This window comes from Leptolyngbya cf. ectocarpi LEGE 11479, assembly GCF_015207065.1.
Taxonomy (GTDB): domain Bacteria; phylum Cyanobacteriota; class Cyanobacteriia; order Phormidesmidales; family Phormidesmidaceae; genus Leptothoe; species Leptothoe ectocarpi.
Genome location: NZ_JADEXP010000002.1, coordinates 1 through 19,663, shown reverse-complemented (window position 1 = coordinate 19,663; position 19,663 = coordinate 1). Strand labels below are relative to the sequence as shown.

General features: G+C 49.5%; 25 protein-coding genes and 2 tRNA genes. 15 read left to right on the top strand and 12 right to left on the bottom strand.

Translation table 11 applies throughout. The features are described from left to right. Window positions 1-26 precede the first annotated feature (26 nt). Complete coding sequence (locus IQ260_RS00580; RefSeq protein WP_193989862.1) at window positions 27-281, bottom strand: hypothetical protein; 255 nt, start codon at window positions 279-281, stop codon at window positions 27-29. A gap of 423 nt (window positions 282-704) precedes the next feature. On the opposite strand from IQ260_RS00580, the gene IQ260_RS00575 reads away from it, so the two are divergent. From IQ260_RS00575 to IQ260_RS00535, 9 genes are all read left to right on the top strand, one after another. Further along, window positions 705-992: a helix-turn-helix domain-containing protein gene (locus IQ260_RS00575; RefSeq protein ID WP_193989860.1), complete on the top strand. Its 288-nt coding sequence runs from the start codon at window positions 705-707 to the stop codon at window positions 990-992. A 102-nt stretch (window positions 993-1,094) separates the two neighbouring features. Then, window positions 1,095-1,409 (top strand): hypothetical protein, encoded by a 315-nt coding sequence (locus IQ260_RS00570; protein WP_193989858.1) that lies wholly within the window; start codon window positions 1,095-1,097, stop codon window positions 1,407-1,409. A gap of 171 nt (window positions 1,410-1,580) precedes the next feature. Then, a complete protein-coding gene (locus IQ260_RS00565) occupies window positions 1,581-2,618 on the top strand; it encodes a ParM/StbA family protein (protein WP_193989856.1) in 1,038 nt (345 codons plus the stop codon). After that, complete coding sequence (locus tag IQ260_RS00560) at window positions 2,615-2,821, top strand: hypothetical protein (protein ID WP_193989854.1); 207 nt, start codon at window positions 2,615-2,617, stop codon at window positions 2,819-2,821. The genes IQ260_RS00565 and IQ260_RS00560 overlap by 4 nt, the downstream gene beginning before the upstream one ends. Before the next feature lie 5 nt (window positions 2,822-2,826). Beyond that, window positions 2,827-3,150, top strand: coding sequence for a hypothetical protein (locus IQ260_RS00555; protein ID WP_193989852.1), 324 nt, complete (start codon window positions 2,827-2,829; stop codon window positions 3,148-3,150). A gap of 235 nt (window positions 3,151-3,385) precedes the next feature. Then, on the top strand, window positions 3,386-3,928 hold the full coding sequence (locus IQ260_RS00550) for a hypothetical protein (RefSeq protein WP_193989850.1): 543 nt from the start codon (window positions 3,386-3,388) through the stop codon (window positions 3,926-3,928). A 61-nt stretch (window positions 3,929-3,989) separates the two neighbouring features. Then, window positions 3,990-4,526 carry a hypothetical protein gene (locus IQ260_RS00545; RefSeq protein ID WP_193989848.1) on the top strand — a complete coding sequence of 179 codons (537 nt, stop codon included), beginning with the start codon at window positions 3,990-3,992 and terminating at the stop codon, window positions 4,524-4,526. A gap of 44 nt (window positions 4,527-4,570) precedes the next feature. Then, a complete protein-coding gene (locus IQ260_RS00540; protein WP_193989846.1) occupies window positions 4,571-4,876 on the top strand; it encodes a hypothetical protein in 306 nt (101 codons plus the stop codon). Then, on the top strand, window positions 4,858-7,029 hold the full coding sequence (locus tag IQ260_RS00535; RefSeq protein WP_193989844.1) for a hypothetical protein: 2,172 nt from the start codon (window positions 4,858-4,860) through the stop codon (window positions 7,027-7,029). Before IQ260_RS00540 ends, IQ260_RS00535 begins: the two co-directional genes overlap by 19 nt. Window positions 7,030-7,274: 245 nt before the next feature. On the opposite strand, the gene IQ260_RS00530 is transcribed toward IQ260_RS00535, so the two are convergent. From IQ260_RS00530 to IQ260_RS00490, 9 genes are all read right to left on the bottom strand, one after another. Further along, window positions 7,275-8,024 carry an FHA domain-containing protein gene (locus IQ260_RS00530; RefSeq protein WP_193989842.1) on the bottom strand — a complete coding sequence of 250 codons (750 nt, stop codon included), beginning with the start codon at window positions 8,022-8,024 and terminating at the stop codon, window positions 7,275-7,277. Beyond that, window positions 8,017-8,343 carry a hypothetical protein gene (locus IQ260_RS00525; RefSeq protein ID WP_193989840.1) on the bottom strand — a complete coding sequence of 109 codons (327 nt, stop codon included), beginning with the start codon at window positions 8,341-8,343 and terminating at the stop codon, window positions 8,017-8,019. Before IQ260_RS00525 ends, IQ260_RS00530 begins: the two co-directional genes overlap by 8 nt. Beyond that, window positions 8,340-9,176, bottom strand: coding sequence for a hypothetical protein (locus tag IQ260_RS00520; protein ID WP_193989838.1), 837 nt, complete (start codon window positions 9,174-9,176; stop codon window positions 8,340-8,342). Before IQ260_RS00520 ends, IQ260_RS00525 begins: the two co-directional genes overlap by 4 nt. Beyond that, window positions 9,154-9,591, bottom strand: a complete 438-nt coding sequence (locus IQ260_RS00515) for a hypothetical protein (protein ID WP_193989837.1) — start codon at window positions 9,589-9,591, stop codon at window positions 9,154-9,156. The genes IQ260_RS00520 and IQ260_RS00515 overlap by 23 nt, the downstream gene beginning before the upstream one ends. Further along, window positions 9,588-9,893 carry a hypothetical protein gene (locus tag IQ260_RS00510; protein WP_193989835.1) on the bottom strand — a complete coding sequence of 102 codons (306 nt, stop codon included), beginning with the start codon at window positions 9,891-9,893 and terminating at the stop codon, window positions 9,588-9,590. Before IQ260_RS00510 ends, IQ260_RS00515 begins: the two co-directional genes overlap by 4 nt. 9 nt (window positions 9,894-9,902) lie before the next feature. Further along, on the bottom strand, window positions 9,903-10,445 hold the full coding sequence (locus IQ260_RS00505) for a hypothetical protein (protein WP_193989833.1): 543 nt from the start codon (window positions 10,443-10,445) through the stop codon (window positions 9,903-9,905). 112 nt (window positions 10,446-10,557) lie between these two features. Then, window positions 10,558-11,439, bottom strand: coding sequence for a hypothetical protein (locus IQ260_RS00500; RefSeq protein WP_228015314.1), 882 nt, complete (start codon window positions 11,437-11,439; stop codon window positions 10,558-10,560). After that, a complete protein-coding gene (locus tag IQ260_RS00495) occupies window positions 11,381-13,579 on the bottom strand; it encodes a hypothetical protein (RefSeq protein ID WP_193989829.1) in 2,199 nt (732 codons plus the stop codon). The genes IQ260_RS00500 and IQ260_RS00495 overlap by 59 nt, the downstream gene beginning before the upstream one ends. Window positions 13,580-13,581: 2 nt before the next feature. After that, window positions 13,582-13,902: a hypothetical protein gene (locus IQ260_RS00490; RefSeq protein ID WP_193989827.1), complete on the bottom strand. Its 321-nt coding sequence runs from the start codon at window positions 13,900-13,902 to the stop codon at window positions 13,582-13,584. 623 nt (window positions 13,903-14,525) lie between these two features. Here IQ260_RS00490 and IQ260_RS00485 point away from each other — a divergent pair. The 5 genes from IQ260_RS00485 (at window position 14,526) to IQ260_RS00465 (ending at window position 16,723) form a co-directional block, all read left to right on the top strand. After that, window positions 14,526-14,610 (top strand) — tRNA-Tyr (locus tag IQ260_RS00485). A 3-nt stretch (window positions 14,611-14,613) separates the two neighbouring features. Next, window positions 14,614-14,685: transfer RNA gene (locus tag IQ260_RS00480), tRNA-Thr, on the top strand. A gap of 25 nt (window positions 14,686-14,710) precedes the next feature. Then, window positions 14,711-14,980 (top strand): hypothetical protein, encoded by a 270-nt coding sequence (locus tag IQ260_RS00475; protein WP_193989825.1) that lies wholly within the window; start codon window positions 14,711-14,713, stop codon window positions 14,978-14,980. A gap of 543 nt (window positions 14,981-15,523) precedes the next feature. Next, window positions 15,524-16,093, top strand: coding sequence for an NYN domain-containing protein (locus tag IQ260_RS00470; protein WP_193989823.1), 570 nt, complete (start codon window positions 15,524-15,526; stop codon window positions 16,091-16,093). Between the two features lie 462 nt (window positions 16,094-16,555). Further along, a complete protein-coding gene (locus tag IQ260_RS00465; protein WP_006516719.1) occupies window positions 16,556-16,723 on the top strand; it encodes an NblA/ycf18 family protein in 168 nt (55 codons plus the stop codon). A gap of 119 nt (window positions 16,724-16,842) precedes the next feature. On the opposite strand, the gene IQ260_RS00460 is transcribed toward IQ260_RS00465, so the two are convergent. Both IQ260_RS00460 and IQ260_RS00455 read right to left on the bottom strand, forming a co-directional pair. Beyond that, entirely contained in the window at window positions 16,843-17,118 is a 276-nt protein-coding gene (locus IQ260_RS00460; RefSeq protein ID WP_193989821.1) for a cupin domain-containing protein, read from the bottom strand. Then, complete coding sequence (locus IQ260_RS00455) at window positions 17,115-18,683, bottom strand: S8 family serine peptidase (protein WP_322744863.1); 1,569 nt, start codon at window positions 18,681-18,683, stop codon at window positions 17,115-17,117. Before IQ260_RS00455 ends, IQ260_RS00460 begins: the two co-directional genes overlap by 4 nt. Before the next feature lie 249 nt (window positions 18,684-18,932). Between IQ260_RS00455 and rpe the strand changes: the two genes are divergently transcribed. After that, window positions 18,933-19,634, top strand: a complete 702-nt coding sequence (gene rpe / locus IQ260_RS00450; protein WP_193989817.1) for a ribulose-phosphate 3-epimerase — start codon at window positions 18,933-18,935, stop codon at window positions 19,632-19,634. Window positions 19,635-19,663 lie beyond the last annotated feature (29 nt).

Genomic DNA, 19,663 nt, shown 5'->3' with positions numbered 1-19,663 from the left:
CCCGGATACGTTGACGAATAGCAGTACTAGCTTTGGGGCGGACTCTCTGGGTCGGCTCCTTTTTGTTGGCTATTGATGTGCTGATCGAATAGGACACCCTCGGCGAATCCCTGGTACAGGCCGCGTAGTTCCTCCAGCCGGTCGGCTGGTAGTCCCATCTCTTCGAACGCTGCGATCGCAGTCCACATGAACCGTAATTGATAGAACCGCTGTTCTCGGTGTGCAGCCGCCAGCAGGGTGACGTACATAGCCAGTGAATCAACCTGCATTTGCTTCCCCATGTCTTTTATTTAGGCAGTCCGATTCCAATTCAAAGGCGTTCAATATGTGCAGCTCTGGCCACTGGAGCCAGGCCCTTAGGCAAAAGCCCTTTTGAACACCGCACCGCTTGACCTCTATGGGCCAAGTTATTCCGATTCGTGTTTCGCGATGGCATGGGTGGTTGGTGATGACCCCCCATCCGTAAGTACGTAGATCGTGAGAGATTCTACTTAGTGATTTAAGTGACATCGGTATTTACGTAATTTCCGTGTTTTTGAAGAGATGGATATGTGGTGGGTTGCCCCTTTCAAAGGCGCTGGGGGCGCTGAGATAATCGACATGCAAGGGGTGGTCGTCAAACTTGCCCCTTGCATGTACCTTTAAGGAACTAACCAAAATGGATATCCAAAATTGGTATCCATTTTGGTTAGTTATGTTATAACATGGATGATGTTGAGGTTGAAAATAAAGTCGTGCTCAAGCAGTTGCGTGAAGCTCTCGGCCTCTCTCAGGAAGCCCTTTCTAGGGTTATTGACTGTTCAATCAGAAAGGTTCAACGCGGTGAGAACGGCGCTGAGCCTGGATGGACAATTAAGGAGGCTAAAAACATAGATCGCTTGTTGTCAGAGCACTTTGGAGTTGGTATATCGGCTCTTCCCGATCGCCTCAGTTCTTCTGAGCCAGTTCCTTTTCTTGCGGATGCGATCTCACAAAAAAACGTCGAAGCCTGAACACTTCGACGTTGGTTAAAAACTAAAAAGTAGAGTAATAGCCCTGGGCCGTAGTTTGGACGCCGCAGCCCAGGGCAGCCCCCAGAAAAAGGAGACTTTTTAATGGTATCTGATCAAACTCAGGGATTGACTCCCGACGAGCTATTTCAAGAGCTAAAGAGCATTGATGACGAAATCACTCAATTAAATGAACGACTTGAAGTCCTGGCTAAGCTTCGACTTCAAGCAGGAAGAACGCTGGTAGCCAGGGCTATTGATATAGAAAGTCCAGTTGAGCCCTGTGGCCTCATAGATATTGGAGACACTTGCTATTTCTATGCGTTGAACCTAGTTAGTGATTGCGTCTCCCATTTCATTGAAGTGCCTGAGCTAAGAGGAGCTTCGGACACACGCCCCACCGTTCAGCCGAGTACCTGAACGCATAACAAGCCCGTGAACTTTCCCACGGGCTTTTGTTGTGTCTATTTTTCGTGGCAAATCTGACCAATTGAGTCACCAGGAGCCACATTTGCCACACCCAAAAGTAAGCGCTTTTCCCTTCCAAACAGCATCAAATCATTACACATCAATAACTACAGAGATAAACACATGGCAACTCAAACATTGGCAAAACTGACCGAATCTGTCACATCTGCCAAATCCGGGCAGAACTGCCAACCGGTGGGTGTAGACATCGGCAACGGGGCTTTAAAGCTGGTTTCTGGTCTCGGTGAGTACCGCTTAGATAGCTATGTGACCTACCTCACCGAGCGCCTGAGTCTGGGTCAAACCAAGGGATATGTCGAATATGTCGAGGGCGATCGCAGTGATTTAGAAGGCAAACAATGGATCGGCGGCATCAATGCCTACTACCATTCACCTCGCGCATTGCACCGCGTCACCGACGACAAAACCGGCAAGATTGACCTCGGTTTACAGCTGTTGCTTAGCGCACTGTCTCTCCAACCTCACCGGTCAGAATGGCTACTCTCTATCACCGTTTCTGTTCATGACGGCGCGACCCTTGGGAAGGGATTAAAAGAGGCATTAACCGGCATTCATATTGTTGTTATGAATGGCAAGCGTTCAACTGTTGCCGTGACTGTTAATGGTGTTTTGGAAGAGGGAACCGGTGCGGTTTTGGCCTACAACAACAAGGCTGATTTCACTAACGCATTAGTCTATGACCTAGGCAACGGAACTCTCATTGTTAGTTCGTTTAATGGTCTCTCAATGACCGGTCGCAGCTACTCCCAAAACGGCGGAGTAGAGAGTTTTATTGATGCCATTGCAAAGAATGATTTGGTGCGACAACAGCTAAAAAGGGAAGGTGATCGCCATCTCATTCGAGCGGGTATTGAGTCTGGCAACTTCACCTATGGAACCCAGTTTCCAGAGTGGAAATTTAACGAGGCTTACAAAGCGGAACTTCCCGTCTGGGTGAACACAGTACTTAAACCGATGGTGCGCCCAACAGAGGATCGCATGGCGTCAGCCACGGCTCTACTGGCTATTGGTGGGGGTGCCTGCCTGCCTGGCATCAAAGGTCTGCTGACCCAGCGCAACATCCAGGTACTTCCTGATCCTCAGTGGGCCAATGCCCGTGGGTTATACGCCTATGCACTACGCAAGGTAGCAAGCCTGTGAGAATCACCATCGAGAAGGGGTTCCAACCCCTGATACGCAAGGTGATGGAAGAGATACAGGTAGAGGATCCCAAGCTGGCTTTAAATCACATCCTTGGCATCTATGCCGCTAGTCAAAGCGGTCATCCGCTCGCTCCACTGCCCCAGGCGACTCAACCCACTGATATCGACGACGAATTTGCACAACTCACCGACTGGAGTTAGTCACTATGTCAAAGCCCATCACGTATTACGTCCAAACCCCTGCCGTTGATCGCCTCTGTAATAAGTACGGTTCCTACTGGCAAGGCCTGACCAATAAGGAACGGTTAAACATTGCCTCGGCTGTTGCACAGCACCTGCTTTATCTCGAAACCGACAGTCTTAATCTTCTGTTGGCTGATGCCTCTCTCTGTTCTCTGGCAACGCGCGATGAGTTCGAGTTTGAGGACCACGATGAAGTCATGCGACTGCTTGATCACATGGAGATACAGCTGGATGCCACCCAAATGGTCCGGCTGTTAGAGGGCATCTACTCAAACATGACCTTCTAAAAGCTCACATGCAAAAGGGATAGGTCGCCATGGAAAAGCCCTATCCCTTGCGTCCCAAACACAAAATGGAACGACTTCATTATGGCTTACAAGATAAAACTTTTTGTCATCTGGTCTGCGGCTCTCATCGTTCTGGGCGGTGTCCTCAGAGACATCGCTCAACCAGCGATTACCGCGCATCAATGCACAATTGGGGCCTTCGACGCCTTAATCTTCTGGGATTAAGGAGCTAGCCATGGACCCCAAACAGGACCCACTAAGCTGGCTGAGTACGGACGAAGCTCCCGAGACAAAACCCGTTGACCCAGTAACGGATGAAGATCTATCCCTGGTGGAGAAGGTCGCGGCTCTGTCTAAAACCGTCGAACGCCACGGCATCGCCCTGGCCAATGTCCGGGCCGCTGTTTCAGATCTTCAGGAAACAAGCCGGGCAAATACGGTTGAGATTAAGCGGTCGATCGCGGCCATCAATAAGCAGCTGGGGCTACTGGAGACGGGCGAGAAGTTAACTCAGTCAGACATTGAGTCCCTCAAGGGTTCGTTCAACCAGCTGGGGGACCTGGTTGACTGCAACCAAAGCCACGTCAACCGCCTGACCCTTGAACAAGCCAGTCAGGATAAGCAGTTGAATCGGCTGAAACAGTTTCGACTGACGCTAACCCACCTGGTATTGCTAACGCTTGCCGGTGCGATCGCCCTCTCCACCATCCACAGCCACTATCGGGTGCTTCCACTACGAGACTTCTACCTTGAAAACCGCGACTACGTAGGGAGGTGATGTGCAGTACACGCAAGCATTTCCATGATCATCGATGAGTCCTTTTACTTACGCAAGCAATATGGCATTTAACCTAACTGGCAACTTAGAGCAGGCCCTCGGGGCCAAATCGTCACTAACCGACGAGAAGATCAACCCCAGTAACCTGGAGCGTTTGAAGTTCACCGAGGTTCGTAGACTGCCTGAGAATTTCATCACGGAATGTGGCACTGAAGCTGCCGCCGATAAGTTCATTGATGAAATCACAAAAGAGTCTGAGGCCTTGGTTCAAGCAACCAGGGCCATCGAGGCCAGCAGTCACTACATTGACTGCCAGCAGGCCTACCAAGTCGCACTGCAAAAACTACGGCAAAAGGTTCACAGGCTGGAGATAACGATTGAGGAAGCGTTTGCCCAGTACCAGACGTTAAATCACACGCTCAATCTCAAGCGTAAAGAAGCTGGGTTGCAACACGCCTCCGACGTCGAGCAGGCCAACATCGCCTATGCCCAGTTTGACCGTGGACTTCGGCACAAACTGCAGTCCAGTACCGACCTGAGCCGTCGTGGAACACACGAAGGATCTCACCTAGAACGGCGATTCCTTCCCATGATCTAAACGTTGTCGTTGCACCAGGGGGCACTGCCCCCTTTTGAATTGCCATGAACCTTAACCACCACACAGGGGCTCAAGCCGCTAGGTTCCTATTTATTACCTGCGCATCGTCCGCCGTCGTTCAGCTTGCGGCCCTGTGGCAGCCGCTCAAGATTGCATTAATCGTTACGGCCGTAATCGCATTCTTAATGTTTGTCGGCCTGTTCGCACTACAGTTTCAGGGCATCCTGGGCAGTCGCTCTTGGGCGCAGCGCCTCACGTTTGAAGCCAGCACCGTTGGCATTTTGCAATTTAGCTCCGTCGTCACTGCCGTTATCATGGGAGGCCTTGTTACATGGATAGCAATTTTCTAGACATCGACCTACTCTCACCCGCCGTCCGTAACCGCTTGGCCCACGCATCAGGCTCTCTGCTGGGTAAAGCTTGGGAAGTCATTCCGAAACGTGCGCTACTGCTATATGGAAGTGCGATCGCAGGGGCATTTCTAGTATTTGCCCCAGTGGAGCGAGGGTATTACTCCGATGAGGGGCTTAGCTATCGCTGGCCACCAGCACTAGGACTATTGGCGGCCAGCACGGGTCTAACGCTGATTGCTGCTGCCCAGGCTGGGTTGACTTTTTATCAGAACGAGCTGAACGAGGCCGAGGATGATCACCAATTCGTCCATCAACTCAAACGCCAGGCGTACCAAGACACCGAAGTCAGCCGCTTATACACAGCGGTGTCTGAGATCAAGTTGGAAAACAATGCCAATCTGCCTGCCCACATGAAGGAACCGGGGCTAGTTGACCCTGCGATCGCACAGCGTAAGGAGCTGGAAGAATTTAAAGCTCTTATGGGTGCTACCGATGGTGATGGCGATACCACCACTACCAAAACTAGGGGGTTTAGAAAGGGCAATATCAACGGGTTCGAGTTCACGACTCGCAAAAACTCAACCACCAAAGCCACAGAGCAGTGTGTCAGCCTGAAAGGCAAACGCAAGTGGTGTGGCGTACCGATTGAGAATCCCATTCCCCGGTTCCTGGCAGATGATCGGAGTCTGTTGGGGTATGGCACGACCGGTGTGGGTAAGTCAGCGTTCCTGGAAGCCATCATTAGCGCGGCCTACCAGAAGGATGAGTCCACAGACTTTGTGACCGTGACCCACAAATCTGGCAATGCAGCTCGTGGGGAGACGGTCACCATGGCGGGTCTAGAAAAGACCCAGGATTTTTACACCGTCACCAATACAATGCAGGGTCAGAAACTGATTGATGCGACCGTTCGCCTAATGTCTAGGGTCAATACCCTAGAGGCACTACTTGAAGCTGGGTCACTGGTCCCGTCGTTCGTACTGATTGACGAGGGTAACGAGGGCACCAAGGCACTGGGTAAAGCCGCTCGCCGCTATGTTGAGATGAACACCACGCAAGATGACCGGGGTAAGCCAGTGAAGCCGGACAAACCCACCTGGCAAGAGGATTATTCAGACTTCATTGAGACTCTCATTGTTGATGGCCGTAGCAAGGGTGTTCGTGGCGTGGTGTTTGGCCACATGACCACCAACAAGTCAGGAATTACCGCCGAGATCCGCAACCAAAATTACACCATTGCCCTAGGGCGTAATGGCATTTACGGCTCGATTGAAAAACTACTGTCTGACAATCGTTACATCACACTGAAGGACACCCGCGAGGCTCTCAAAGAGGAGTATGGCAAGTACCTGAAGCAGCACAACGCTAATGGCTCTCCGGTGAATGTGGTCTTAGCACTAACCAATATCGGTGGCCAGTGGCGGCTGATCGTACTCCCTCAAAGCTGGGACGTTCAGTCGATTACCCCCAGCGTGGTTAACCCGGCCATAGATGAAGACTACGGCTTTGAAGATACGACCAAAGTAGAGGAGGTGCCTAAGATCCAGCCTGGCCTGCCTGTTGATGCCACTCGGCAAAATGATCCACTCGCTTGCTACAGCCCCGAACAAAAACAGCTGGCTATCGACTTCTTCTCATGGTTCAAAGAGAATTCGGAAATCCTCAGTGATGGCACTGGTTTACTAGACTTAAGAGTCCCTTTAAGATGCTGGTCAGCTGTTACAAACATGAGCCAGCTTGAGATGGCTTTAGAGGTACTTGAAACACGTGGGTATGGAGAGTTCTACGAAGACCCTATTACCCATGCTCTTTACTGGAAGATGTACAGCCGAACTCAGCGCCAAAAAGAGGTTGAAAAAGTAAAGCCTCAGCCAGAAAGTGATATCAGCAAACTGGATATTCCAGACGGTATAAGTACCGATGCTTTTCGTTACTGTGCCAAGAAGTTGTTCGAGCTTCAAGTTGGTTCAACTTATACAGTCTCCTCTTTTTATAGGGGAGCTAGTTCCTTGCGGAAGAACCACGACCTATCCGTGCAAGATGTGTATAGGTTGCTATCAAGTAAGTCACTGAAAAAGGTCATTCAAATTGACTCAGGTGAGTACCATAGCAAGCTTCAATTCAAGGTTTTGTGGACTCCACCAGGGTGATGGTGCAACACCCCCCTTTTTCGGGGTGTTTTAGGTGTGGCCGAGACTGGTCCACAAGTCCGCAAAAACGCTAAAACCATTGATATACCGTTTGTGGACCGGGCCACAAGATTTTTGAGTAGCAATTACAAAACAAAGCGCTGTGGACCCTAATCCACCGTAGGTCCACAACCGGTCCACAAAAAGTCCGCAAAAAGTCCACAAACGATATTTAAGAACTTTAATTAGAAAGAGATTTTTGTTTTTTAGGCGTCAACATCCCCTGGTTTAATGCCAAAAATAAAGCCAATAATACTGGCGACACTTATTATCGCCTTACCTAAAACAGCTAATGTCTCTTGGTCGCCTCCTAGCATCAGCCAGGCAACAATAAAGCTAACTACGCAGAAGATAATTAGTAGTTTTTTGAGAAGCCTTAATTGCTTGCTTAAGGTCTTTTTAGACTCTTGCTGCTTTCTCAGCTCTTCATAGATAACTTGTGTCCGTCTATTGAGCGTATGTGAGGCTTGAACTGTCTTGTCTAGTTTCGTCTCAAGGTCACTCACAACCAAGGTTAAGCGGGTCACTTCTTCTCCCGCGCCTTCGAGCTGAATTTCTAAATTCTCGCGCTCTATTATCAGAGTGTCGGCCTCAACTATTCCCTCTTTTTTGAATGGCCAAGCAACATATAAATGGTAGCCACCGGCCAAGGGAAACAGCTCTACTTCAATCCCTTGATACAGTTCAATTGGTGCGTAGGTTCTTCGACCTTTGTAGTAGATACCGTTAGAACTGGGCTTTGTACCACCGTCCTTGATGAATAGTGCGCCGTCTTTCTCATATACAGTGGCCTGGATTTTAGACAAAGTTTGGACGTAAAGGAGGCTGGGGTTTACTCCCAAAGCCACCCTAATGTTTGCCACACTGCCACGCCCGATCGTCACAGGTCCATTAGATGGATCGATCGGTTTCTCAATCTGTGGTTTTCCCGGCCTGCACTCAACCAGCTTAAGCATTTGCACCCTCCGACCACCCCTGCGGCAGGTACTTCACCTCGTACAGCTCACTCATATCGGTGATGCTGATCACCATCGCCTTAAACCCATGAGCCACAGCCTTGCAGGCTGGATAACAAAAACCCATCAACTTAAACCGGTCTATGGTCTGACAGAACGTGTCATGGGGCTGAATCGACTCCACCGATTCAGCCATGAAGTAATCCTTGCGGTCACCATCAATTGTGATCACTCCCCAAAGATTAGCCTCCGCAATCGGCCACACCAGTACAAATTGCTGATAGGGAAGAGTTCTAATTAACGGGTCTAGGCGATTCATACGTAGTGAGCCACGACGGCATTGATGCAGAGCTGCGGGCTAGCAGGGATAGCCTCATCACTCCAAGTCCCCAGGAATTTCCAGGAACCGCCACGCATATAAACCTTCAAAAACCCAATTGCACTAGCGACCTCTGGTGTCTCTTGGTTCACCACTTGCAAGCCGTTTATCCAGCACTTAACACTGGTTCCTTCAACCAATGTGGCAAAGCAAAAAAACTGATCGTCCGGTGGAGCCAGGCCCACATTAATCCCGCTATAACTGCCGTTAACCCTGGGGGCAAACACTTCAATCGTGTTATCGGCATTGACTTGAAAAATGCGCTCACTATCAAGCCAGACTTGTAGGCGATCGCTCACATCTCCAAAGGTAGAGGAGATAGACAAAACCCCGATTACAAGCCGGTTTGCCGAGACCTCTATGCTTGAGGAACTCTCAACATGAGTATATTCGTATTGCCCTATCAGGCCACCACTAGCTATGGACAGTTTTCCATCTCCAGGTAGGCCGTAGTACTGGCTACCGATGATCAGGTTCACATCCCCATCTTTCTCGGTGTAAAAAGGGGCTTTAATTTGCGTATAGACTTGCTCCAACGCAAAAACGCTCCCCCCTGGGAAGGCATCTAGGAACCCACCAGCCCCATCAACTACGGGAGGCAAGATGGATAAAACCCGAACTGTGCCGTCCCTACCACCGATATAGACTATCCCCACACCCTCTGCAGCGTCTGGGCAGAAAACTATCTCGCCGTATTTTATTCCGGCAGGCTCCTCAGCGTTCTCAACTCGCCTAGCCAATACGACTACATCAAACTTCTTGCCCGCCGTCATAAGTTATATCTGGGGTTTCTGGTTCGTTTTCACCTGGTCCTGGGTCCGGCTCTGTCGGTGGAGCCGTCTCTCCTATCCACTCATAGATACGCACCACCCAATTTGCATCATCCTGCCACCGGCCCCACGAATTTACTTTGATCGACAGAGAGTAGGTGCCCCAGCCTGCGGTCTCTAAGAAGTCTGGAATTCTGGTGGTGAAGAGCCGCCCGTGCCGATATGGATAGAATTTTTTGAATCCATAGCACGAGCCATCGGGAAAGTTTTGGGTCAGTAGGACATAAGCTTTGCCAGGGAATGAACCGGCATACGACCAGTCTTGCTCTATCTTGAGCGCTGTTTCACCGCTGATCGGCTGGTCCAACCTCGTCCACTCAAACTCTGGACTAACCTCTTGGATGAGCCGCCAGGTCATTGATTCATATGGGCGGGCAGCAGCACCCCACTCTCGTTTGTTATGTAGTAAGCACCGTCATTACAGATGAAGTGATCTACAGCGTCTGTGACAGCCTCAACATACCCGGCTGCATTTAAACCATGCTCCTCAATGCAGTCCAACACGGCGTCAACGTATTCTTTTCCATCTAGCCAGTCTTGGATTAGGCCCTGACGAACAGACAGCTGCTCAACAGCTTTAGCCTTATCGCTTTGGCCATACTCCGGGTTTTGGTCTAGATAGGTTAAGAATGGGTCGATAACGTCGTGTTGAACTTGCATTTTTTGCTCCTATCGGTAACTACGGCGCTCACGAGTGAGGGTTACCCGGTTGAGGGCTAAACCTGTGGTACCCGTAAGAATTTCTTCTTTTATGGCGCTAAAAGCATCATGGATGTCGTCAGTCGCTGCCGCGCGCCCGAAAGCACAACTACTGCGACTGACGTTTTCATATGCGCCGTAAGCCTGGCCTGTTACCGCAGAAACCTTCCTCACCAAGGTTTTAGCGGCAGCCCGGTTCCAAACCACACGAGCTGGCCTGAAACCCACAACAAAAGCGGCTGTCTTGGCACCAAGAGCGTCAGTCACCTGTGCCCCGTCAGCTGCAGTAATTCGAGGACTCAAATCCGTGTAACCCTGGGTGTTATTGTTGACCTGAGCCACCTGGTCTACAGCTAAGTCAAATCCGAATGGCTCGACAAAAACAACCTTTTGAGGTTCACGGGCACCACGGGAACCGATGTTTGGCTCTCGCGGGGTGCTGATGTGCGCAATATATTTCTCTTGGGCGTCTTTCAGTTGTGCGCCTCGGCGAATGTCGCTATATCTGCTCATAGGGAGCCTACCTTGCTATAACTAACGCTGTTTTAGCACCCTTTTTTTGTTGATAAACTCAGCCGGAAGGGCTTAACCTATCCTGTCAACCCTAGGCAATAGTGCTAAAAAATCAACTAACTAGCGCTGTTGGCAATACTCCGCTGCGATCGACTAAAACAACTGGATTGGCGACACCTAGGACTTCGAGCGTTGCATACTGAAATCGAACATCTGCCACAGGTCGTCGCCTAGGCTGGCGTCGCTGCTCCCCATACGCACGATCTATGTCCGGAATAATTGGGAATGCCGAGGCTGGCTCCGCGTTGATCTTTTCATTGAAGTACGACCAGTCAGGCACGTGGCTTTGTACATCCAGCACTGCGTCCACAATCCGTCGTGCTTCGGTGTCAGTCCTACACAGCAACTGCAACTGATACCCGTTGGGCCAGTCGCTGTATGAGTACATGTTTTTTCCTTTCTTCCAGACAAAACCACCGCCTATATCAAAGTTTGACTTAATTCGCTGGGCGTAAGTCTGTGCGATCACTGGGGTAATGCTGCTAGGTGTGTGATCCATCAATCGAAAGCTGATAGTCCCGTCTACTGGTGCATACCCGGTCTCAACGTCATTGGCATCCTCAATGAAGTAAAGGCTGATTTTTGGGCGTGTCCGCCGTCGAACATCTGTTCTGTAAGTGGTAGAGCCAGCACCACTCGAAGCGTTTACCAGGCGATCGGCAAACCTACCACGCAGCGTTTCAAATAAGAGAATGCGCCCTATGGTCATATTGAAGCTGTCATCGTCGCGATGCTCACAGGCCAAGGCTAAGCTGCTGCGAGGCGTGGCGATGTCCAGGTCACCATCCAGATCGATATCGCGAAACCATTCGCGTACCTCACGGCTAAATGTGCGTCGAATGGTGTCCTGCAAATGTTCTACGGGACTGAAGTTATCAGGGAGTGGCATCGTCCGGTGGGTCTCCTCGGTTAGCGTCGGTTGAGATCGCAACATCAGGACTCTGGCTAGCAGCCTCCGCTGCAGCCTCTGCTGTTGCAATAGGTTGGTTTTCAGGTGAGCTACTAGATAACTGATTTTCAGGGGGTAACCCTGGGATATCTTCAGGGCCAAAGTCGCTCACCGCATCAGTGAACCGAGTCCTAGCCTCGCCCAGTTCGTTCACTTCTTCCTGAATTTCGCGAACGTTGGACGTAACGACCGCCAAGCTGCTTGCTGTATTTTCAGCAGACTCCAGGCCGTCAAATACCCGGCTGAATTTGCGTCGGTAGAAGTCCTGAGCCTTAACCCGTTCAGACATGAATGGATAGGCACGGTCTCCTACAACGCCGTACTTTATCAAGGCATTGCCAATCTTGCCCGTGTTTTCGGCGGTCCATTCCAGTACATCTTGAGTGGCGTCATTGATATTTCGGATTGTCCAGATGATGTTAGACCCGGCTTGAAGCACTCTGTTTGCCTTTTGCCATGCGGTACGAGTGTCGTTGTAAACATCCTCTCCCACCACTGACTTGATGAAGTTCGAAACACTTGAACCAACCAGTCCATTAATGTCCAGGGCGTTACCTTCCTCGTCCTTAACACCGACTACAGCCAGGCCGTTGCTCACCACGTAGCCCAGAGTTTCGCCAATGTCACGACTGATCATCGCCCCATTGTGAATGACCGTGGTTAGGGTCAGCAGGTTGATAAGTTTGTCGGCGTGTGTGTTCCTCCACGCCTTCTCGGCGAACGCTTGCATGGTTTGGAGCTTGGTTGCGATCGCACCGAGTTGACCGGCATTGGCAGCGGTGGTGACATTGGTGGCCGTGGTGGTCGCGTCAATCTTTCCCAGCAACCCCAGCTGTGCGCCTTGACCAACATTGCCGGTTAGGAGGTTGCCAATACTACCAAGTAAGCCTTTGTTGCATGGGCACTTAGGCTTAGGTTTCGTTCTGGTATTGCCACCTACTGTTCCACCCCCAGTTGCGCCAGCTGAACCGGCGGCCCTTGGGGTACTACCTAGCCCTGGGGTTTTACGAGGGCTATTGGCAGGTCTAGGTGCATTGGCAGGGCCAGCGCCAAAACTAGGAGCAAGGCTAGGGCTTTTTGTGGGGCTATTGGCACCAGCACCGGCTAGAGCGCCGCCTAACGCTGCCCCACCTAGGCCAACAGCACCAGGAATTAAATAACCAGGGAAGTTGGGGTTACCTTCCTCTATGGGGTTAGGCTGACCAGTCGGTGTAGCACCAGGCACAGGTGATGTCACTGGGATAGGGTTGCCACCTGTATCTGGTTCACCGTCCAGCCTTTCCATGTTGCGGATTTGGGCTGTTACGATCACATCAGGGTCACCTGCACCGCCTCCAGTAATACGGCTACCATTGCCAGTAATTTCGTAGTTCGTGCCACCCTGGACATTCCCAAAGTAACGAATTGCAATAGGGCCAAAGCCTGTCAATGTTGCCCAATTGCTAGGGTTGCCATCAATTACTCCTCGTGCCTGAAACCTGTACCTTATCCCGCCCTCTTGGCCACCAGTGAACGGAGAAGCTTTAGTGTCGTAGTCATCTGCGGGTCCACTTCTTTGGGGGAATAGTGACTGACCCAATCTATCACCTGCCCATTGCCCTATTGCGCCACCAGCTATAGAGCCAATAACTGCGCCAGCTGGGCCACCAAGTGAGCCAAGCAATGCACCAGCATACGCACCTGCACCTGCACCGGTTGCACCAGTGGCGGCTGCACCTGCAGATGTGCTCGGGTCAGCTAAACCATTAGCTAGAGACAGCCCTGCTGTGATAACACCACCACCAGCAGCAGGACCAATGAATCTGCCAGCGGCTTTAGCGACAGGGGCTGTAGCTCTCAGTGCTCCAGCGACAGGAGCACTAGCTTGAACTTTGGCTAACCCCGATGCAGCACCGTTGATAGCAGCTCGACCAGTAGGTGTATTTGCCAGTGGCCTAGGACTCGGAGTTAGTGCCCTAGCTAGTGGCCTAAAGTTGGACGGCTGATTAAATCCAGCTGCTTTGTTTAGTTGCCCTATTTGCTTGGCTTGACTGGCAGTCATCGCACTAGCAGGGCTGGCCGAAGGGGCATTATAGGCAGCCCCCAGCATTTCCCTAGCACCAGACGTTGTTGTTGGGACTGGCATATTTAAGCGATGTAATCAACGTTTACAGGTGTGGTAAGAATTTCTTTGGCTGCTTGGTACTCCATAGAGTAGGAACCACCGCTGTGGTCATCTTCAAGTGCAAATGAAAGGCGAAAGATTAACCGCTGGTCTTTCTGGTGACTGACAATCGGGCCATTGCGCTCAAATATTGGTTGAATGCCACTATCACCAGTAACGACTGATGCAGGCCGCTCATTGTAGTCAAGAGCGTAGCCATGGGCATTCAGAATCGTGCATGCCCAACACGTTAGCTTTTCATAAGTATCGATATCAGATGGAATATGTGACGCTTGAAACAACATAGCTCCGCTCCTGTTTTTTTGTAGGCAAGTTCAATGTTCTAGAACTTCGTACCTTGAAGTATATGAATTTGAGCCCAACAATGCCCAGTCCGTGAACAATTAGGGTGAATAAAAAGAAACCGCACTAAAAATCAAAATGCGTTTTTTGCTACCTGGCTTGATTGCTGCATCAATTAGTTTTCTTTGCATCCAATGGGAAAAGTGTGAGCGGGAAGGACGTCCGTTTTTTAGCCTTGGGAGGGCACATCAACGCAAACAAAGGGGTAGACGCGTTAATCGTGCGGTTCACAATCCTGGCATCAAAGATGGAGCCAGTGATTATTCAATGCAGCAGCTAAACGTCTTAACTCGCGACTCTGCTACCACTCAACGCCTAATTCAGGGTGTCAAAACGAGGCATCCAAACAGAAGCCTGGAGTGGTGTGCCCAGCGAGCTATCTGGGAAATAGAGCGCGATCGCAAATAGCGAAAGTATTCCGGATGAAGCGCCGAATCGCGTGTCAGAACTAGGAAGCTATAAGCTGAATCCTTTCTATGAAGGCAATAGCGGCAGACAGCACTGAAAATCCTCGTGTCGGCGGTTCAAGTCCGCCTCCTGGCATCGCCGGATAATCCGGCATTGTGGGTCGTTGCCCGAGTGGTTAATGGGGGCGGACTGTAAATCCGCTGGCTACGCCTACGTTGGTTCGAATCCAACACGGCCCACCACCAGCCTTCATAGCTCAGCGGTAGAGCACTCCCTTGGTAAGGGAGAGGTCACGAGTTCAATTCTCGTTGAAGGCTTTATCACATAAGGCTTCTAGCGTTTATGAGTGAACCTCAAAATAAGCCCAAGATTGTTCAGCCAGACACCGTGGTCAGGCTCAATGATAAAAACCTGGCACCTGATATTGGTCAAACTTTTATGGGTGCCCAAGCAGCTCAGGTTATGGGTTCAGTAATGAGCAAACAACAGCAGTTGAAGCCATGGACTGACCCAGGAACACCATGCGAGGTGCTGTCTCCCGGTGGTAACTGGACCAAAGGCAAGGTTCAGTTCGTCATGGTCTTCACTCCTGACGAGGCACCGACTGAGTAGACGTGAGATCGCACCTTCAAACGGGATCGCGTCATCGAGGATTTCTTCAGGGCCGTCATAGCGTACGCTTTCGCGTAAAAATCCTTTATCCCTTAATAGCTGACCAGATACCTTCCAGGTGGGCTGAATAATTAGAGAGCGCTGGGGCTAATTATTCAAGTTGATATATCTGGAATTTACCTCTCTGATAAGAGACAGAGATGCTTCTATACGACTTTACAGAAGCTAAAGGGTGCAGCGACAATGCTCCCTCATGCCGTCTTTCTATCCGGCCTGGCCTCATAGAGGCCAGCCTGGTCTATATAGGAACCACTCGTACAGAAAGTGGGACATGGAACATGCTGGATCAGTGGAAGCAGTTTGGTTGTTACTACAGCATCTACAACGAAAACGACCAAACCTAAGTGCGATCGCAGATGAATTCCCACCCAGTACTTCGCCTCTTATTGAAGCCTGGATCTCAGTCAGATATCAGCCTGCTTCTCAATTATGTCTACTACCGGTAACAAGTTCTGATACCTTGATACCTCAGGAATCATCCCTATGTCTAAATCCTACGGCAGCAGTATAAGACTGCAAACAGCTGAGCTGCAGGCTCAAAAAGCGATGGTATTTATCGATGGCACCAACTTTCGATATTGCATTAATGGAGCCGAAATTAAAATTATCAAACCGATTCATTGGATCGGTGAAATGTTTCTGGAAGGACGTCAGTTAATCAGGACGTTTTTCTATACCTGTGAGCCTCATTTAGCATGGTTTGAAAATGAGCACGAACAGGACATATTACAAACCTCAAAAGTTATCCTAGGATTTGCAATTCCTATCGGTGGTGGCAACTATAGCGAGAAGGGAGTTGATGTGCATCTCGTATCAGATATGGTGTATCACGCAGCGATGAAGAACTATGATTATGCGCTGATAGTGACGACCGACCAGGAGTTTGTGCCAGTCATTGAACGGGTACAGGATTTGGGTTGTCAGACCGGTGTATTATCGCTTTTCCGTCCAGTGCCCAGAGAACTTCAGAATGTGTGCGATGAAGCTTTTTCGTTGAGTAAAGAACAACTTTTGTCTAACAATATAGGAATTGTAGATAGCTCGTCTAATTAATTATTTTTCTTGTAAGTCTTCCAAGCTTTCTTCTATTTGGATAAGGCTCCTAGCTAAGGACAGAGGACTCAATAAAATTCATATTCCTCAACGGTACAAGTAGAGGACTGAGCGGAGTCGAAGTCCGGCTAAAAAGGAATGCCTGAAAATATTCTCTTGCTAGATAATTAAAAACAATCAGCTTTATAAAGCCTGTTTATCAGCCCCAGCTATGGTTGCACCTTTTATGAGAACGTATTTGAAAATTCTAAGAAACCGCCTGTAGATTTACTCAAGCTCCAATAAACTACAAGGTGTTTCTGCCTATTTCACTACCAAAACGCAACTGTCTTTGTAAATAAATATTTCTTTGATTATTTATTGCTTGACAGGTTGACGGTTAACTAGTGCGTGGCTAAGATCACCATAACAACAGCGGACTAACACGGCTGTTATCGATAGTGATTTCTGGAGGAGTGACCAATGGATATGCCCGGTCAGTTGACATTAGAGCAGCAGTTCCAGCTGCAGGTCTTAAAAGAGCAAGTACGTAATCTTTCCCACGAGGATGCGCAGAACTATGTACTCGAGGTCATGCGCCAGATGATGGTTAAGGACAATCTGGTGAAGCATTTACTCAAGAATGCTTGATATGGTTGTGGTAGTAACGAAAAATGCCCCTTCGCAGCGCAACGTTAGAGGGGCATTTTTACAGGCACCAAACTTTGTTAAATATTTGATACTAGAGATATTGAACGTTTAGGAATTCGCTAGCCAAACGAATAGTGCTTTCTGACAGCAGTGTCTATGCGCCAAGTACAGCTCATTCCTGCAGGAAACCTGACCAAATCGCCTTGCCCTATGGATATGGGCTCCCCATCGTCTGGCGTGACGGTAACCGCCCCAGCCAAAAAGTAGCAGGTTTCTGGCTCATCATAATGCCAGGGAAATTCTGACGTTTCTTTTTGCCATATGGGCCATGAAAAGACTCCCATGGCCTCTAGATCAGACTGATGGGGGTGATGTGTAACTTGGATAGCATTCATGGCTGTGCGTTGCTGATGGTTTCTGCTGACGTACCCACACCCCACCAAGCTAAACCGTAACTTTGAGGCGTTTCAGAGGTTACTCGCTGTTGATAAACAACCCTCAGCTTATATCGACCAGCCTGGGGGATTTTGTGAAAGATATGTTCAACACTGTCTACTTCACTGACTGAGGACCAAATGCTTTTGGATATGTCATCTTCATCGATCGGCATCAGGTACAGGTTGAGATCATTAAGACCACTATTACTAAAGCTTTCACCGCTATCATACAAACCATTGTTATTATCGTCTGCCAAGTAAACTTGGCGCTCCCACGTTAGGGTTGCGGCAAAATAGCTGTCTGATTTGAGGGGCTGCTCAATAATATATTCGACATAAGTAGGGCCGCCATTTTCAGATGGGGTGGCCATTGGCAGAGAGTTATAGTCCCAACCTTGAATCGCTACATTTCCAGGTGCCCACTGACCGCCATTAAATTGTTCGTAAGCTCGAAAGGCGTTGAGATGTCCTGTACCTAGCTCATTGTGTAGAGGTATTTGCTGATTGCTATAAGCATCCGATTCAATCCAAGTACGATTAGCTTCATCTAATAAGGTTCGTGCCATCCCTAAATTTTGACCGTCCCCTGTATCCAGGATTTTATCGGCGGCATTTAGCAATACCGCTTTCATTACCATCGGGTCACGGGCATCTAAGCTCCAGCGAGGCTGCCCTGAGCGAATTTGTCGATCGCTCCACTCCTGCAGTAAAGCAACTGTTGCTGCTACGTGAGGAGCCGCAAAGCTAGAGCCACTGCTAAAGGCCTCTTGACCATTAGGATTTAGCAGGCTGATGTCATCTCCGGGTGCGACTAAACTAATCGAGCGCCGAGGTCCATCGTTGGATTCAGGGCTTGCTGTTCCACGAGGATTAAATGTAGGCTCACTACCCGCGTTTGCATAGTCAATTTTGGCAAAGCGGCCCTCTACCTGAGTGGAGTAGGCGACATTAATGCCATTAAAGTTATCAGTAGGGATAGGAATTCCACCTCCCCCCTGGTTGCCAGCAATCACGTACAGGGCATCATGGACGATGCTAGACCAGTCGACACATTGGGTGAGTAATGCATTGCCATCGAGGCTGGCATTGGGGCGAGGATCGCTTACTAGAGGTTCACCAAAGCTAAAGTTGATGGCGCGCACATCCCCGCTGTTGCGAAGGGCTATGTGCTGGGTGGTGACACATTCTTGAGGCTGACCGCTCAACTCGCTTGTCAGGGGGCCGATTGCGGCAGAAAACAGAGTGGCATCGGGTGCTACACCGATTAATCGTTTATCCTGGCTAATCATGACGCTTGCTACATGATTAGCATGATTATCTACAAAATCATCGGCGACAGCAGGGCCGTCAAGCTGTAGAACCTGGTTGACGGTGACCGGATTGTTCGCGGTGGACAATTTGTCTAGGCCAAATAACCCTGGGCGTCCACCTTCAACTTGGCCAATGGCAATTTTTTTACCTGTGAGATTAAAAGGTGCCTCATGTAAACGTCGAGCATCAATGCCATCTGCTCCAACAGACACAGAAAGTGCAAGGGCTGGAATCCCACTTATAAATCCTGCTACTAGGGCGATGGGAGACAATAGATGCTTTACCTGAGTGTTGCCGAGGGCACAAGCTCTACCTGATAGTTGCTGAAAAATCCCCATAAAAACTCCCATAAAAAGTACGTTGAGACGATGAATAGCATCAGCTAGAGCAGTTTGTAACGATTTTGATACTAAGTTTTTGTTACGATAGTCACTATGAATGGTGATTACGAGAGGCTTCCCATGACGCAATCAAAAAAATCTGTTGTTATTTCCCCATCTATCTTATCGGCTGATTTTAGTCGATTGGGGGATGAAATTCGGGCAGCAGATGCTGCTGGTGCGGATTGGATTCATGTTGATGTAATGGATGGTCGATTTGTACCCAACATCACCATTGGTCCATTAATTGTTAAAGCTATTCGACCACTCACACAAAAGCCCCTCGATGTCCATTTGATGATTGTCGAGCCAGAGAAGTATATCGAATCATTTGCTGAGGCGGGAGCTGATATTATCTCTGTCCATGCTGAGCATAACGCTTCACCCCATTTACACAGTACCCTAAGCCGGATTCGCGATATGGGTAAGCAAGCGGGTGTAGTGCTTAATCCTTCGACACCTTTAGAGCTAATCGACTATGTGTTGGAGCTTTGTGATCTCGTACTGATTATGAGTGTCAATCCTGGCTTTGGCGGACAAAAATTTATTCCGGCAGTCCTACCTAAGATTCGTCAGCTCCGTCAGATGTGTGATGAGCGAGGTCTCGATCCATGGATTGAGGTTGATGGTGGTTTAAAAGCACATAATACTTGGCAAGTACTAGAAGCAGGCGCTAATGCAATTGTTGCGGGCTCTGCTGTATTTAATGCTCCAGACTATGCTGAAGCTGTTAGCAGTATTCGTAACAGTAAGCGTCCTACCCCTGAACTGGCTGCAGTCTAGGGCTGCCAGTTTCTGACATGGGGCTATGT

Excerpts from the sequence above, each read along its gene's own strand:
- IQ260_RS00580 (WP_193989862.1), bottom strand. The coding sequence starts at position 281 with ATGGGGAAGCAAATGCAGGTTGATTCACTGGCTATGTACGTCACCCTG.
- IQ260_RS00575 (WP_193989860.1), top strand. The coding sequence starts at position 705 with ATGGATGATGTTGAGGTTGAAAATAAAGTCGTGCTCAAGCAGTTGCGT.
- IQ260_RS00570 (WP_193989858.1), top strand. The coding sequence starts at position 1,095 with ATGGTATCTGATCAAACTCAGGGATTGACTCCCGACGAGCTATTTCAA.
- IQ260_RS00565 (WP_193989856.1), top strand. The coding sequence starts at position 1,581 with ATGGCAACTCAAACATTGGCAAAACTGACCGAATCTGTCACATCTGCC.
- IQ260_RS00555 (WP_193989852.1), top strand. The coding sequence starts at position 2,827 with ATGTCAAAGCCCATCACGTATTACGTCCAAACCCCTGCCGTTGATCGC.
- IQ260_RS00550 (WP_193989850.1), top strand. The coding sequence starts at position 3,386 with ATGGACCCCAAACAGGACCCACTAAGCTGGCTGAGTACGGACGAAGCT.
- IQ260_RS00545 (WP_193989848.1), top strand. The coding sequence starts at position 3,990 with ATGGCATTTAACCTAACTGGCAACTTAGAGCAGGCCCTCGGGGCCAAA.
- IQ260_RS00540 (WP_193989846.1), top strand. The coding sequence starts at position 4,571 with ATGAACCTTAACCACCACACAGGGGCTCAAGCCGCTAGGTTCCTATTT.
- IQ260_RS00535 (WP_193989844.1), top strand. The coding sequence starts at position 4,858 with ATGGATAGCAATTTTCTAGACATCGACCTACTCTCACCCGCCGTCCGT.
- IQ260_RS00530 (WP_193989842.1), bottom strand. The coding sequence starts at position 8,024 with ATGCTTAAGCTGGTTGAGTGCAGGCCGGGAAAACCACAGATTGAGAAA.
- IQ260_RS00525 (WP_193989840.1), bottom strand. The coding sequence starts at position 8,343 with ATGAATCGCCTAGACCCGTTAATTAGAACTCTTCCCTATCAGCAATTT.
- IQ260_RS00520 (WP_193989838.1), bottom strand. The coding sequence starts at position 9,176 with ATGACGGCGGGCAAGAAGTTTGATGTAGTCGTATTGGCTAGGCGAGTT.
- IQ260_RS00515 (WP_193989837.1), bottom strand. The coding sequence starts at position 9,591 with ATGACCTGGCGGCTCATCCAAGAGGTTAGTCCAGAGTTTGAGTGGACG.
- IQ260_RS00510 (WP_193989835.1), bottom strand. The coding sequence starts at position 9,893 with ATGCAAGTTCAACACGACGTTATCGACCCATTCTTAACCTATCTAGAC.
- IQ260_RS00505 (WP_193989833.1), bottom strand. The coding sequence starts at position 10,445 with ATGAGCAGATATAGCGACATTCGCCGAGGCGCACAACTGAAAGACGCC.
- IQ260_RS00500 (WP_228015314.1), bottom strand. The coding sequence starts at position 11,439 with ATGTTGCGATCTCAACCGACGCTAACCGAGGAGACCCACCGGACGATG.
- IQ260_RS00495 (WP_193989829.1), bottom strand. The coding sequence starts at position 13,579 with ATGCCAGTCCCAACAACAACGTCTGGTGCTAGGGAAATGCTGGGGGCT.
- IQ260_RS00490 (WP_193989827.1), bottom strand. The coding sequence starts at position 13,902 with ATGTTGTTTCAAGCGTCACATATTCCATCTGATATCGATACTTATGAA.
- IQ260_RS00475 (WP_193989825.1), top strand. The coding sequence starts at position 14,711 with ATGAGTGAACCTCAAAATAAGCCCAAGATTGTTCAGCCAGACACCGTG.
- IQ260_RS00470 (WP_193989823.1), top strand. The coding sequence starts at position 15,524 with ATGTCTAAATCCTACGGCAGCAGTATAAGACTGCAAACAGCTGAGCTG.
- IQ260_RS00465 (WP_006516719.1), top strand. The coding sequence starts at position 16,556 with ATGGATATGCCCGGTCAGTTGACATTAGAGCAGCAGTTCCAGCTGCAG.
- IQ260_RS00460 (WP_193989821.1), bottom strand. The coding sequence starts at position 17,118 with ATGAATGCTATCCAAGTTACACATCACCCCCATCAGTCTGATCTAGAG.
- rpe (WP_193989817.1), top strand. The coding sequence starts at position 18,933 with ATGACGCAATCAAAAAAATCTGTTGTTATTTCCCCATCTATCTTATCG.